Source organism: Streptomyces sp. ATLC9, from assembly GCF_057196705.1.
Window position 1 is genome coordinate 1 of the sequence record NZ_JBXUOY010000135.1, and the last position, 13,772, is coordinate 13,772.

11 protein-coding genes are annotated in these 13,772 nt (G+C 73.6%); 2 read left to right on the top strand and 9 right to left on the bottom strand.

Going from position 1 to position 13,772, the window contains the following annotated elements; genetic code table 11:
* The 6 genes from AC2CJA_RS15375 to AC2CJA_RS15400 all read right to left on the bottom strand — a co-directional run.
* Positions 1-1,535: DoxX family protein (locus AC2CJA_RS15375; protein WP_484603270.1), on the bottom strand; the 1,535-nt coding region annotated here is incomplete at its 3' end.
* 107 nt (positions 1,536-1,642) lie between these two features.
* Positions 1,643-2,596, bottom strand: a complete 954-nt coding sequence (gene rlmB, locus AC2CJA_RS15380) for a 23S rRNA (guanosine(2251)-2'-O)-methyltransferase RlmB (protein ID WP_484603271.1) — start codon at positions 2,594-2,596, stop codon at positions 1,643-1,645.
* A 102-nt stretch (positions 2,597-2,698) separates the two neighbouring features.
* Positions 2,699-4,111 carry a cysteine--tRNA ligase gene (gene cysS, locus AC2CJA_RS15385; RefSeq protein WP_484603272.1) on the bottom strand — a complete coding sequence of 471 codons (1,413 nt, stop codon included), beginning with the start codon at positions 4,109-4,111 and terminating at the stop codon, positions 2,699-2,701.
* A gap of 99 nt (positions 4,112-4,210) precedes the next feature.
* A complete protein-coding gene (ispF, locus tag AC2CJA_RS15390) occupies positions 4,211-4,714 on the bottom strand; it encodes a 2-C-methyl-D-erythritol 2,4-cyclodiphosphate synthase (protein ID WP_484603273.1) in 504 nt (167 codons plus the stop codon).
* On the bottom strand, positions 4,704-5,489 hold the full coding sequence (ispD, locus tag AC2CJA_RS15395; protein WP_484603274.1) for a 2-C-methyl-D-erythritol 4-phosphate cytidylyltransferase: 786 nt from the start codon (positions 5,487-5,489) through the stop codon (positions 4,704-4,706). Before ispD ends, ispF begins: the two co-directional genes overlap by 11 nt.
* Before the next feature lie 527 nt (positions 5,490-6,016).
* Entirely contained in the window at positions 6,017-6,499 is a 483-nt protein-coding gene (locus AC2CJA_RS15400; RefSeq protein ID WP_093658831.1) for a CarD family transcriptional regulator, read from the bottom strand.
* A gap of 601 nt (positions 6,500-7,100) precedes the next feature.
* Between AC2CJA_RS15400 and AC2CJA_RS15405 the strand changes: the two genes are divergently transcribed.
* On the top strand, positions 7,101-7,793 hold the full coding sequence (locus AC2CJA_RS15405; RefSeq protein ID WP_484603275.1) for an ICP22 family protein: 693 nt from the start codon (positions 7,101-7,103) through the stop codon (positions 7,791-7,793).
* A 152-nt stretch (positions 7,794-7,945) separates the two neighbouring features.
* On the opposite strand, the gene phoP is transcribed toward AC2CJA_RS15405, so the two are convergent.
* Positions 7,946-8,617 carry a two-component system response regulator PhoP gene (phoP, locus tag AC2CJA_RS15410; RefSeq protein ID WP_481906815.1) on the bottom strand — a complete coding sequence of 224 codons (672 nt, stop codon included), beginning with the start codon at positions 8,615-8,617 and terminating at the stop codon, positions 7,946-7,948.
* A 5-nt stretch (positions 8,618-8,622) separates the two neighbouring features.
* Complete coding sequence (locus AC2CJA_RS15415) at positions 8,623-10,125, bottom strand: sensor histidine kinase (protein ID WP_484603276.1); 1,503 nt, start codon at positions 10,123-10,125, stop codon at positions 8,623-8,625.
* 226 nt (positions 10,126-10,351) lie between these two features.
* Between AC2CJA_RS15415 and phoU the strand changes: the two genes are divergently transcribed.
* Positions 10,352-11,071: a phosphate signaling complex protein PhoU gene (gene phoU / locus AC2CJA_RS15420; protein WP_484603277.1), complete on the top strand. Its 720-nt coding sequence runs from the start codon at positions 10,352-10,354 to the stop codon at positions 11,069-11,071.
* Between the two features lie 497 nt (positions 11,072-11,568).
* On the opposite strand, the gene AC2CJA_RS15425 is transcribed toward phoU, so the two are convergent.
* Positions 11,569-12,861 (bottom strand): ABC transporter substrate-binding protein, encoded by a 1,293-nt coding sequence (locus AC2CJA_RS15425; RefSeq protein WP_484603278.1) that lies wholly within the window; start codon positions 12,859-12,861, stop codon positions 11,569-11,571.
* Positions 12,862-13,772 lie beyond the last annotated feature (911 nt).

The window sequence follows — 13,772 nt, forward strand, 5'->3', positions numbered from 1 at the left end:
GCGGGCTGCCGCGGCGCCTCCAGCGTCTGCCCCTGACTCGGCGTGCCCGGCCGCTCCCCGGCGCCGGCGCCGCCCCCGCTCGGGGTGGTGTCCCCCGGACCGCGGGTGGACGGGTTCGGCGGCAAGCCGTTCCCCGTCTCCGGCGTCCCCGTGCCCGTGCCCGGGGTGGACGGGCTCGGGCCGCCGGTGGAGCGCTGCGGCAGCGGCGAGCCCGGCTGGTTGTTGATCAGCGGATCGCCCGGCCTGGGCACGGTGGCCAACTGCGCCGAACGCACCGCGCTGCCCAGCACCGAGCCGACCAGCAGCGTCAGACCGAGCACCACCGCGGCGACGGCCGCGCCGCGCCGCAGCACGCGCCGGCGCAGCTCCCACACCTCCGCACGCGGGCCCAGCCGGCGCCAGGCCTCGCCCGCCAGGCGCGCGTCCAGCGAGTAGTACGGCGCCCCCGCGATGATCAGCGGGCTCCAGGCGGCCAGGTAGATGAAGTCCGGGGCGTCGTACACCGGGACCGTGCGCCAGCTCACCGTCAGGATCAGGGCCGCCGACAACAGCGCGCCCAGGCCCGCGGCGGCCCGCTGCCACAGTCCCATGAAGGTCAGCACACCGATGACGATCTGGAGGAAGGCCACGGTGAGCCCGGCGCCGACGGGGTGGGCGGCCGCGAGGTCGCGCAGCGGAGCGGCGACGGCCCACGGTTGGAGCGAGCCCAGCCAGGCCACCAGGGAGCCGCGCTCGTCGCCGTCGAAGTAGACCGGGTCGCAGAGCTTGCCCATCCCGGCGTAGACGGAGACGAAGCCGAGGAGGATCCGCAGGGGCAGCAGCACGACGCCGAGGTTGATGCGGCGGTCGGGGTAGAAGCCGTGCCGGGCACGGCGGACCTCCTCGCGTGGGCGCCCCTCCTCGTAGCCGTCGTGACCGTCGTACCCGTTGTCGTACCCGCCGTCCCGGTCCTGGGCGGCGGGCTCGTACGGCTCGAAGGGGCGGAGCGGAGCGCCCGGTGCGCCGTACGCGCCCCCGGCCGGGCGTACCCCCGCGGGCAGCGGGCGCTCGGGCGGCCGGGGCGAGCGGGGGGCGATGATCGTGGGACCGCCGCCGGGGGTGTCGTCGAGGGCGGGGATCACCGTGGTGCGCGGGCCGCCGTCCGGACCCGTCGCGGGGCGCGGCACCACGCGCGGCAGCACCTGCGTGGTGGCGCTGCCCGGCTCCTCCCCGTCGGCCCCGTCCATACCGGCGCTCGCACGGCGTACCGCCTGGAGCAGCCGGGTGGCCCGTACGTCGCCGGGTTCCGTCCGGCCGCTCCACACCACGGGCGCGCGCCGCCCGGCAACCGGGCGGCGGACCGGGACGGCACCGCGCACCGCCGTCGGCACGCCGGCTCCGGTCAGCACGCGGCCGCGGGGCGGCGGCGAGGCGAGCCGCACCCGGAAGCTGGCGTGGTTGACGACGACCTCGGCCGGGTCGCTGGGCACCTTGACCGTGCTCAGCACCGGCTCGTCGTCGAAGAAACCGCGGGGTGTTCTGGTGTCCACACTCATCTAACCGAGTGACGGACACATAGGACACTGCCTTGACGGCCCCGATCTGTCGGGGGCCCGTCAAGGTCCGGGCCGGCGCGGCACCGGCGGCGTCGGACGCGCAGACGTCAGACGCGTCGGCGGCGGGCGGCCTCGTAGAGGGCGATGCCCGCGGCGACACCGGCGTTGAGGGACTCGGCCCCGCCCGGCATGGGGATGCGCACCCGCATGTCGCAGGTCTCGCCGACCAGCCGGGACAGGCCCTTGCCCTCGCTGCCGACGACGATCACCAGCGGACCGTCCAGCGCGGCCACGTCCTGGATCTCGGCCTCGCCGTCGGCGGCGAGGCCGACCACGAACAGGCCCTCCTTCTGGTACGCCTCCAGGGCGCGGGTGAGGTTGGTGGCCCGCGCGACCGGGGTGCGGGCGGCGGTGCCGGCCGACGTCTTCCAGGCGCCCGCGGTCATGCCGGCCGCGCGACGCTCGGGGACGACCACGCCGTGGCCGCCGAAGGCCGCGACGGAGCGGACCGCCGCACCCAGGTTGCGCGGGTCGGTGACGCCGTCGAGCGCGACGATCAGCGGGTCCTCACCGTCGTCGTACGCGGCCGCGGACAGGTCCTCGGGGTGGGCGTACTCGTAGGGCGGGATCTGGAGGACCAGGCCCTGGTGGTTGAGGCCGTTCGTCATCCGGTCCAGCTCGGGGCGCGGGGCCTCCATCAGGTGGATGCCACCGCGGTCGGCGGCGAGCTTGAGGGCCTCGCGCACGCGCTCGTCGTTGTCGATGAACTGCTGCACGTACAGCGTGCTCGCGGGCACGCCCTCGCGCAGCGCCTCGACCACCGGGTTGCGGCCGACGACCAGTTCGGAGGTGCCCTTGCCGCCGCGCCGGGCCGCGGGGCGGCGGGCGGACTGGCGGGCCTTGGCGCCCGCGATGCGGTTCTTGACGTGGCCCTTGCGCATCTCGGCGGGCGGCGTGGGGCCCTTGCCCTCAAGGCCGCGGCGCCGCTTGCCGCCACTGCCGACCTGCGCGCCCTTCTTGTTGGACGTGCGGCGGTTGGGGCGCTGGCTGTTCCCGGCCATCGGGATCACTCATCTCTTCTTGCTGCTCGGTGGAACATCGGTGGAACGGGCGGGTGGACGGGGTGGTTCGCGGTCGCGCTCCGGGGTTCGGAGGGGCGGGGCTCAGCGGGCGTCGCGCGGGCCCAGTTCCCAGCGCGGCCCGGACGGTGTGTCCTCAATGACCAGACCGGAGCGCTGGAGCTGGTCACGGATGGCGTCGGCGGTCGCGTAGTCCTTGCGGGCACGCGCCGCCTGACGCTGCTCCAGGACGAGTCCGACCAGGGCGTCCACGACCGAGGCCAGTTCCTCGCCCCGCCCGGCGGAGTCACCCCCGGCCCAGTGCGCGTCGAGCGGGTCGAGGCCGAGTACGCCCAGCATCGCCCGTACGTCGGCCAGGGCGCCGGCCACCGCGTCCTTGTCGTCCTCCGCAAGGGCGGCGTTGCCCTGCCGGACGGTGGTGTGGACGACGGCGAGCGCCTGCGGGACGCCGAAGTCGTCGTCCATGGCCGCCGCGAACTCCTCGGGCACCTCGGCGGCCGGTTCCACGGAACCGGCCCGCTCGACGGCCCGCTGGACGAAGCCCTCGATCCGGCCGAAGGCGACCTCGGCCTCGCCCAGGGCCTCCTCGCTGTACTCGATCATCGAGCGGTAGTGCGGGGTACCCAGGTAGTAACGGAGCACGATGGGCCGCCACTGCCGGACCATCTCGGAGACCAGCACCGAGTTGCCCAGCGACTTGCTCATCTTCTCGCCGCTCATCGTCACCCAGGCGTTGTGCAGCCAGTAGGCGGCGAAGTCGTCGCCGTAGGCCTTGGACTGGGCGATCTCGTTCTCGTGGTGCGGGAAGACGAGGTCGACGCCGCCGCCGTGGATGTCGAAGGCGCGGCCCAGATACTTGTGGGCCATCGCCGAGCACTCCAGGTGCCAGCCGGGGCGGCCGGGGCCCCAGGGCGTCTCCCAGCTCGGCTCGCCGGGCCTGGCGGCCTTCCACATCGCGAAGTCGCGGAGGTCGCGCTTGCCGGTCTCGCCCTCGCCGGAGGGCTGGCGCAGGTCGTCCAGGTCCTGGTTGGACAGGGAGAGGTAGCCGGGGAAGGAGCGCACGTCGAAGTAGACGTTGCCGTCGGCGGCGTAGGCGTGGCCGCGGTCGATGAGCTCGCGCATCATCTCGACCATCTCGGGGATGTGGCCGGTGGCGCGCGGCTCGTAGGTGGGCGGCAGGCAGCCCAGCGCGGTGTAGGCGTCGTCGAAGGCGCGCTCGTTGGTGTAGCCGATCGCCCACCAGGGGCGGCCCCGCTCCGCGGACTTGGTGATGATCTTGTCGTCGATGTCCGTGACGTTGCGGACGAACGTCACGTCGTAGCCGCGGTGGGTGAGCCAGCGGCGCATGATGTCGAAGTTCAGCCCCGACCGGACGTGACCGATGTGCGGGGCCGCCTGCACGGTCGCGCCACACAGGTAGATCGAGACGCGGCCCGGGGCGAGCGGGGTGAAGTCACGGATCTGCCGGGCGCTGGTGTCGTACAGGCGAAGAGTCACGGGTCAAGGGTAGTCGGAAACGCAAGAGGGGCGGTGCGGACCGGGCACGGAGCGGTCGCCGGTCGCGGCCGGGCCTTGACCGGGGCCGCGGCCGCGGATTCAGCCGCGCCGGACGACCAGCGCCGTGGCGACGGCCGCCAGCCCCTCGGCGCGGCCGGTCAGGCCCAGGCCGTCGGTGGTGGTGCCGGAGACGGAAACGGGCGCGCCGACCGCTTCCGAGAGCGCCTTCCGCGCCTCCGCGCGACGCTTGCCGATCTTGGGTCGTACACCGATCACCTGGATCGCCACATTGCCGATCTCGAAGCCTCCGGCCCGGACGATCCGGGCCGCCTCGGCGAGCAGCGCGGTGCCCGCGGCTCCGGACCACTCGGGACGGTCGGTGCCGAAGTGGGCGCCCAGATCGCCGAGCCCGGCCGCCGAGAAGAGGGCGTCGCAGGCGGCGTGCGCGGCGACGTCGCCGTCGGAGTGCCCGGCCAGGCCGTGCGTCTCCCCCTCCCACAGCAGGCCGGCGCACCACAGTTCGCGGCCCTCCTCGAAGGCGTGCACGTCCGTGCCGATGCCGACCAGCGGCAGGACCGGGGAGGATGCGGGCTCAGAAACCATCGGTGACCCTTCTGCGGGCGAGTACGGCCTCGGCGAGCACGAGGTCCAGGGGGCGGGTGATCTTGAATGCCTCCTCGTGGCCGGGCACCAGCACCACGGGCACGCCCAGCCGCTCGACCAGCCCGGCGTCGTCGGTGGCCCCCTCGCCCTCACGCGGGGCGTCCGCGTGCGCCTTGGCGAGGGTGGCCCGGTCGAAGCCCTGGGGGGTCTGCACGGCGCGCAGCAGGGACCGCTCGGGGGTGGCCACGACCGGTTCGGGCTCCCCGGCCGGAGTGCCGGGCGCGATCCGCTTGACGGTGTCGGCCACGGGCAGCGCGGGGACGACGGCGGGCGCCCCGGCCCGTACGGCGGCGACCACGGCCTCCACCGTCTCCACCGGGACCAGCGGGCGGGCGGCGTCGTGGACGAGGACGGTGTCGACGTCGACGGGCAGTGCCGCCAGCCCGCGGGAGACCGACTCCTGGCGCGTTCCGCCGCCGGTGACGACGATCACCCCGGTGTCGCCGGCGGACTGGGGCAGGGGGTGCTCGTCCAGGAGCGTGCGGACGGCCGCGGCGCCGTCGGGCGGCGCCACGACGACCACGAGCGAGACCGTGCGGGCGCGGGCGACCGCGCGGACGGCGTGGACGAGCATCGGGGCACCGCCGAGCGGGCGCAGCGCCTTGGGGGCGCCGCGGCCGAGCCGTACGCCGCGGCCCGCGGCGGGGATGACCGCCGCGGTGCGGGGGGACGGCGCGCCGCCCGTCGCTTCTGCGTGCCTGGTTTCGTCTGGCATTGGTCGCCCGTTCAGGTTTGTTTCCTTGGTGGGGGTGGGTATGGCACTCAGCGTGCCGGGTGCGAAGCCCCGACCGGACCCTTCCGTGACGACCGGTCGAACAGCCGCCCGGACCTGGCAGTTCCGGTACCGGGCAGTCGGGCGGCGAGCGTCTCGGGTGGCCCGTACGACCCACTACAACCGCATCCCGGCAGTCACGCGCGGAGAAACCGGCCGGATCTCCGCGCGGTCCCGCGACATGCCGCAGCGCCCGGTGACGGCTCACACCGTCGCCCCGGGCACCGCGGCGATCTTCATGTCCTCACGTTCGCCGACCGGTCAACGGCCGATGCCGCGCCCGTGCTCCGTCGTGCCGTGCGCGCCGTTGCCGTCCGTTCGGCGGATGGGGGGCGGCCGGCCCCCCGGCCGGCGGGCCCCCGCGGGGCGGGGGCGCGGTGGGGGGGGGGGCGCGTTTGCGGACGGTGGGGCGGAGGGCGGACGCCCCCCACAGGGGCCGCCGGCCCGCGCTCGGGCCGGCACCGTCCGGCTCAGGACGCCAGGACTTCGTCCAGCAGCGTCTCGGCCTTGTCCTCGTTGGTGTTCTCCGCGAGGGCCAGCTCGCTCACCAGGATCTGGCGCGCCTTGGCGAGCATCCGCTTCTCACCGGCGGAGAGTCCGCGCTCGCGTTCCCGGCGCCACAGGTCGCGCACGACCTCGGCTACCTTGATGACATCGCCGGAGGCGAGCTTCTCCAGGTTCGCCTTGTACCGGCGGGACCAGTTGGTCGGCTCCTCGGCGTAGGGCGCGCGGAGCACCTCGAAGACCCGGTCGAGGCCGTCCTGGCCGACCACGTCACGCACGCCGACGAGCTCCGCGTTTTCCGCCGGGACGCGCACCTCCAGGTCGCCCTGGGCGACCTTCAGAACCAAGTAGGTCTTGTCCACGCCTTTGATCTGGCGAGTTTCGATAGCCTCGATCAGCGCGGCCCCGTGATGGGGATAGACCACGGTGTCGCCAACCTTGAACGTCATGTGACAGGTACCCCTTCCGTGGCTATCCAGGGTAACACGGGAACGCCCTCCCCTGAATGGCGTTTTCGCAGGTCAGGGCATATCTCAGGGCTTGACAACAACGCCCGGATCGTGCTGCGGGAGCCCTCGGAGGGCAGGAATCCGCAGGTCGGAGGGGGTATACCAGGGGCGGGAATCGCACACGGAAGCACTCCCCGGAGCTTGACCGAAACACCTGTACGTCCGTTTTGTCGGTATCGTTGATCCGGCCGAACGGCCGGAACCGAATTGATCAGCACGGGGGCGAACGGCTCCGGGGGATGTTTTCCGGCGAACTTCCCCGCCTCCTTCACCGGCACTTCCCCCGGGAATGCTCGTAATCGTTCGTACGGACGTGCAGCCGATATTCCGCGGAAGGCGTCCCCGCCGGCTCCCGCCCGTCTCCCCGGCTCCGTACGGAAACCTCCCCGCCTCCCGCACACCGGCCCGGACTTCCCGCCCGCGCGCCGGGAATGCGGCACTCGGACGCCCGTGGGGCGGGTCGGGTGCGGAGACGTTTCACCGGGTCGGTACGCTGAGCCCGCCGACAGACCCATCCATCCCGCTAGGAGTTGCCGCCGCCGTGAGCAGCAGCCTTCGACGCGGCGCCCTCGCCGCCAGCTCTCTCGCGCTCTCGATCGCGTCCCTGACCGCCTGCGGGGCCGGGCCGAACGCACAGAGCCTGACCATCAACCCCGACAACGCCTCGGCCGAGGTCGACGACATCAAGGTCCAGAACGTCAATGTCGTCACCTCCGAGGACGGCTCCGGCCCCGCCTCCGTCTCGGCGCGCATCTTCAACGGCGGCACCGAGGACGAGACGCTGGAGTCCCTCATGGTGGACGGGCAGCGCGTGGAGCTGAGCCCGGCCGAGGGCGAGCAGGAGCTGACCGTCCCCGCGGGCGGCTCCCTGGCGCTCGGCGGCGAGGGCCACGCGTCCGCGATCATCGACGACCCCGAGCAGGCCGGCATCGAGGCCGGGAACGCCCAGCCGCTGGTCTTCGAGCTCAGCTCGACCGGCCGGGTGGAACTGCGCGCCACCGTCGTCCCGGCCGAGGGCACCTGGAAGGACTTCGGTCCCAGCGGCGCCCCGGCGCCCACGGAGTCCGCCCTGCCCGACCCGGGCGCCTCCCCCACCGAGACCGAGGGTCCCGCCGAGGAGGACGACTCCGACCCCCAGGACCCGGGCGCCAACGACAGCGGTGACGACGACACCCAGGGCGAGATCGGCTCCCCGCAGGAGGACGGCGGCACCGAGGACACCGGAGGCCGGTGATCTCCCTTCCCGGCCGGCGCGCGGACGCCGGCCGGGGGTTCGACGCGGGGCGGCGGGGGGGGGTCGGGCGGGGGGGGCCGCCCGCGCGGGGGCGCGCCCCCCCCACCCGCGTCGTACCGCACCGGTCCCGTCGTCGACCGGTCACGGGCCTGTCACGGCTCGAACTTGTAGCCCAGCCCCCGCACCGTCACCAGGTAGCGGGGCGCGCTCGGGTCCGGCTCGATCTTGGCGCGCAGCCGCTTGACGTGCACGTCCAGCGTCTTGGTGTCGCCGACGTAGTCCGCGCCCCAGACCCGGTCGATGAGCTGCATACGGGTCAGCACGCGCCCGGCGTTGCGCAGCAGCATCTCCAGCAGGTCGAACTCCTTCAGCGGCAGGTCGACCTTGGCGCCGGAGACCGTCACCACGTGCCGGTCCACGTCCATCCGCACCGGCCCGGCCTCCAGCGCCTGCGGGGCTGCCTCCTCCGGCTCGCCGCGCCGCCGCAGCACGGCCCGGATGCGGGCCACCAGCTCGCGGGAGGAGAAGGGCTTGGTCACGTAGTCGTCGGCCCCTATCTCCAGGCCGACGACCTTGTCGATCTCGCTGTCCTTGGCGGTCACCATGATGACCGGCACGTTCGAGCGGCCGCGGAGCTGGCGGCACACCTCGGTGCCGGGCAGGCCCGGCAGCATCAGGTCGAGCAGCACCAGGTCGGCGCCGTTGCGCTCGAACTCCTCCAGCCCGTCCGGGCCGGTGGCCGCGATGGCCACCTCGAAGCCTTCCTTGCGCAGCATGTACGACAGTGCGTCGCTGAACGATTCCTCGTCCTCGACGACGAGCACTCGGGTCACGGGAGGACCTCCGGGGCGGGATCAGGGTGGTGATCGGTGGAGTCGTGGGGGGGTCGGTGGGTCCCGCGGGGAAGGCCGCGGGGCGTGGTGGGGGCTCGGTGGGAGGCCCTGTACGGGGGCGCGGGTCCGTCGGCCGTGCCGTACGGGTACGGGTCGTCGTACACGGGGGCCCGGGGCCCGCCGGGTCCGTCCGGGCGGTCCGGATCCGGGCCGGCTCCGTGCACGTCGCCGCCCGTACCGTCCCCGGCACCGTCGTCGCCGTCGTCGTCCTCGCCGAAGTCCGCCGGCTCGCGCAGCGCTCCGGCGGTCCGTGCCCTCTCCAGCCTCCGGGCTTCGGCACGCTCGCGCGCGCTGGCCGCCTCCGGCAGACGCAGGGTGAAGGTGGAGCCCTGGCCCTCCGCGCTCCACACCGCGACCTCCCCGCCGTGCGAGGCGGCCACGTGCTTGACGATGGCCAGGCCCAGGCCGGTGCCGCCGGTGGCCCGGGAGCGGGCCGGGTCAACGCGGTAGAACCGCTCGAAGATGCGGTCCTTGTCCTTGTCCGAGATGCCGATGCCCTGGTCGGTCACCGCGATCTCGATCATGTCCCCGCCCGGGGCGGCCACCCGGCGTCCGGCGATGCCCACCCGGGTACGGGCCGGGGAGTAGTTCACGGCGTTCTCCACCAGGTTGCCCAGTGCCGCCGCGAGCTGGCCCCGGTTGCCCCATACGTGCAGGTCGGCGGTGCCGCCGGTGGCCATGGTGATCTGCTTGACGCCGGCCGCCTGGCGGCAGCGGTCGATGGCCTCGGCCACCAGCTCGTCCACCCGGACCGGTTCGGAGTCCTCCAGCGGATTGTCGTTCTGCACCCGGGAGAGGTCGATCAGCTCCTGGACGAGGTTGGTCAGACGGGTCGCCTCGGTCTGCATACGCCCGGCGAAGCGCTCCACCGCCTCCGGGTCGTCGGAGGCGTCCATCACGGCCTCCGACAGCAGCGACAGCGCGCCGACCGGGGTCTTCAGCTCATGGCTGACGTTCGCCACGAAGTCGCGCCGCACCGCCTCGATGCGGCGGGCCTCGGTCAGGTCCTCGACCAGCAGCAGCACCAGGCGTGAGCCCAGGGGCGCCACCCGCGCGGAGACCGCCAGGGCCTCCCCGCGGCCCGTGCCGCGGCGCGGCAGGTCCAGCTCGACCTGGCGGATCTCACCGTCGCGGCGGGTGTCCCGGGCCATCTTGAGCATCGGCTCCACCGTGAGCCTCCCGCCGCGCACCAGCCCGAGGGCGTACGCCGCCGAACTGGCCTTGACCACGGCGTCGGCCTCGTCGAGCACCACCGCGGACGAGCGCAGCACGGACAGCACGGTGTCCACTCCGGGCGGCAGCACGGCCTCGGTGTGCAGCGAGCTGCGCGTGGGACGGGACTGCTCGCGCTCGCTCCAGCGGAACGCGAGCATCGCGAACACGCCGGTGCACACCCCGGCGATCGCTGCCGCTGCGGCGACTGCCGCGTTCACGTCCATGCGTCCAGGTTATGCGGGCTCCGGAAGACCACCCCAGCCGTTCGGGCACCTGCTCGAACAGACGTCTCCGAGAGTTCACGCCGGTGTCGGCACCGGTTCACTTGGTCGGGCGGAAGCGGACGTGTTTCGGACAGAACGTGGGAGCGTAGGGGAGAACCGGGGCCCGCGCGCTCTTCGCGGAAGGCCGGCGGCCCTACGGTCACGTCATGCGAGGGGAAGGAAAGTCATGCGGGACGCGTACCACGAGGAGCTGGACTCGATCGGCGACAGCCTGGTCGAGATGGCCCGGCTCGTCGGCTCCGCGATCGGTCGCGCCACCACGGCGATGCTGGACGCGGACCTCAATCTCGCCGAGAGCGTGATCGCGGCGGACGAGAAGGTGGACACCCTCCAGCGGGACCTGGAGACCAAGGCCATAAACCTGCTGGCCCGGCAGCAGCCGGTCGCCACCGACCTGCGGATCGTCGTCACCTCGCTGCGGATGAGCGCCGATCTGGAGCGCTCCGGCGACCTGGCCCAGCACGTCGCCAAGGTCGCCCGGCTGCGCTACCCCGAGTCGGCGGTGCCGCGCGACCTGCACGCGACCATCCTGGAGATGGGCCAGCTCGCGCAGCGCCTGATGGCGAAGACGGGCGAGATCCTGATCACCAAGGACGTCGACCTGGCGCTCCAGCTGGAGCAGGACGACGACGCCATCGACCTCCTCCACCGCACCCTCTTCCAGCACCTGATGGACGACCGCTGGAAGCACGGCATCGAGACGGCCGTGGACGTCACCCTGCTGGGCCGCTACTACGAGCGCTTCGCCGATCACGCGGTCTCGGTCGCGCGCCGCGTGGTCTACCTGGTCACCGGCGACTACGCGGACGAGGTCGACCCGGCGACCGCCGCTGCCGCCGCTGCCGCCGCGGCCGGCACGGAGGAAGCCCCGGCCGGGGACGCGTGACCGCGGGCACGGAGGGCGAGGCGCGCGAAGGGTGCGGAGCGCCCGCCCGTCCGGACCAGTGCGCCCCCGGCCCGCGAGCACGCGGTACGCGCCTCCGCACGCCGTTGACTCGCCCGGCGGTGCGGGCCGTCAATGGGTGGCGAGCCGGTGACAGCCGGCGAGACGCGGAGGAGGCACACATGGCGGACTTCCCGACTCCACCCATCACGGCCGCGCGCTCCGGCGAGAGGCCCTCGCCGCCCGTACCGGGGGCCTGCGGCTGCGGCTCGGGCTGCTCGTGCGGCTGCCAGTCCGGCGGTTCCTGCCAGTGCGGCGGCGGCTGCTGACCCTTCGGAGCGCCTGCCGGTGCGCACACCGCACCGAGGCGGGGGGGCGGCGGGCCCCCCGCCCGCGCCCCCCCCCCCCCCCCGCCGGCCCCCCCCCCCCCCCGCCCCCCCGCCCCGCCCCGCTCCGCGGCCGTACCCCCGTATGGCCGTACCGACCCGGGGAGCGGCCCGTCACAGCTCCCTGGCCGCGTCCTCTTCCTCCTCCGCCGTGCGCTGGAGGGTGCCGAGCACGGCGGCCGGGTCGCCGTCGGCCAGTACCGACTGGCCGACGTAGAGGCCGATCTCCCGGCTGACCTTCGCCCAGGACACCTTGCTGGCCGGGAAGAACTCCGCGGCTCCGAGCTGGTCCAGGAAGGGCCGTATCCGCTTGTGCCGCTCGTCGCCGCGCATCCGGTCCGAGGCGGACACGGTGACCGGCAGCGTGTGGTAGCGGTCGGCGAACGCGAACTGGTTCTCCACGTCGTAGACGTGGTCGAGGAACGCGGCGACCGCGTCCCGGTTGCCCTCCCGGCGGAAGGCGATCATCCAGCCCGCGGACCCGGTGGTGGTGTCCGAGAGCCCGTCGCGGCCGGGCAGCGGGGCCGTCCCGTAGTCGGTCTTCTTCCGGTCGGCCTGCCGTATCAGGGACAGGTCCCCGTTGAGCATTCCCACGTGCCCGCCGGTGAACAGGTTGAACAGCCCCTGGCGGTTGGTGACGCCGGGGTTGACCGTGGTCAGGCCCCGGTCGACGAGCTCGTCGCGGAGCCATCCCAGGGCCTCGACGTTGGCCGGGGCGTTGATGGTGTACATGCCGCCGTCGCCGGTGTAGCCGCCGCCGTTGCCCAGCATCCAGGTCATGGCCTCGGTGGGCGCCTCCTCGCTGCCGAGTGGCAGCCCGTAGGGCACGTCCACGCCGGCCGCCTTGAGCGCGACGGCGGCCTGCCGCAGCTCCGCCCAGCTCCGCGGCGGCTTCTCCGGGTCCAGACCGGCCTCGGCGAAGAGGGCGCGGTTGTAGAAGAGGAGCTGGATGTCGGCGGTGAACGGCATCGCGTACCGCACACGGCGCAGCTCGCCCGCCGTGCTGAGCGCGGGGACGAAGTCGGCCTGGACGGGTATGGACAGCACGTCCTCGGCCCGGTAGAGCCGCTCGGCGGCCGCGTGGTCGGCGAAGGAGTCGATCTGCGCCAGGTCCGGGGCCCGGCCGTTCCCCACCAGCTCCGCGACCTTCTGCTCGGCCCTGCCCGGGGTGTGGACGGAGACCTTCACCCTGATGCCGGGGTTCTTCCTCTCGAACGAGGCGACCACCCCGTCCCAGTACTCCTGGGCGGGGCTGTTCCCCTCCAGGTCCCCGTGCTCCGACGCGACCATCGTCAGGGTGATGTCACCGGTGCGGGACGCTCCGCCTCCGCTGCCGCACCCGGTCGCCGTCAGTGCGACAGATCCGGCCACCCCCGAAGCCAGGCCCAGGAACCGTCTTCTTCGCATCCGTGCCACCCCTTACTCAACCGGTACCGCTCCCGCGTCGGCCCTCACCGGAACCCACACCCGGCACCGATCCGGAAGCCGGAGCACGGCACCCCCTGAAAGCCACCGCAGGGTGGCTGAAAAGTAACGGTCAGTCCGCATCGCGACCACCCTGTTGAGCGGACCGATACGCAAACGAGTCCGATTCCCCGTGTTCGCGCCCGGTGGGCGGGGGGGGGGGGGGGGCGGGGGCGGGAGCCCCGCCCCCCGCGCCCCCTACCCTCGCGGAGAGGCCGCACGGGGACGAGAAGGATCCTTCCCTCCTCTTCCATACCGTCTCAGGAGAGTTACCATGAAATCGGACCTACGGGACGAGCGAGGGAGTTCGACCGGAGTAGCCGACTTGGGCGGAAAGCTCCGGCTTCCGCCGAGGCCGACATCGACGGTCGGGCTGAGAGGCCGGAAGGTGGCGACACCGGAAGGCGACCCCCACAACCTGATCCGGACAATGCCGGCGCAGGGAGCCCGCCCCGTGGGTTCACCCATGCCACGGACTGCCCGATGCCGCGCGGTGGAACCACCGCGCGGCATCGGTGCGTTGCGCGGCCACGACCCCCGGCCCTGGAGCGGCCACCCATCGGTCGGCGCCCGGCCGTCCGCCAAGGCGACTCCCGGGCCGCAGCCGACACGGGCCCGCACGGTCATGACTACGCGATCGACGCCATGCTGTGCACGACCGCCCTGCGGCACCCGGGCCGGGTGACGATCCTGACCTCCGATGTGTCCGATATCGAGATGCTCCTCGACGGACACCCGCGAGAGTGCGGGCGGAGAAGGTCTGAGCCGGACACGGCTCCGGCACCCGCAGGCGGTCCTGAGACGTCCGGGCCCCGGGGCGGGGGGCGGGGGGGGCGCGCGCGGCCGCCCGGCGC

Excerpts from the sequence above, each read along its gene's own strand:
- AC2CJA_RS15425 (WP_484603278.1), bottom strand. The coding sequence starts at position 12,861 with ATGCGAAGAAGACGGTTCCTGGGCCTGGCTTCGGGGGTGGCCGGATCT.
- AC2CJA_RS15400 (WP_093658831.1), bottom strand. The coding sequence starts at position 6,499 with ATGACGTTCAAGGTTGGCGACACCGTGGTCTATCCCCATCACGGGGCC.
- ispD (WP_484603274.1), bottom strand. The coding sequence starts at position 5,489 with ATGCCAGACGAAACCAGGCACGCAGAAGCGACGGGCGGCGCGCCGTCC.
- phoU (WP_484603277.1), top strand. The coding sequence starts at position 10,352 with ATGCGGGACGCGTACCACGAGGAGCTGGACTCGATCGGCGACAGCCTG.
- AC2CJA_RS15415 (WP_484603276.1), bottom strand. The coding sequence starts at position 10,125 with ATGGACGTGAACGCGGCAGTCGCCGCAGCGGCAGCGATCGCCGGGGTG.
- rlmB (WP_484603271.1), bottom strand. The coding sequence starts at position 2,596 with ATGGCCGGGAACAGCCAGCGCCCCAACCGCCGCACGTCCAACAAGAAG.
- ispF (WP_484603273.1), bottom strand. The coding sequence starts at position 4,714 with ATGGTTTCTGAGCCCGCATCCTCCCCGGTCCTGCCGCTGGTCGGCATC.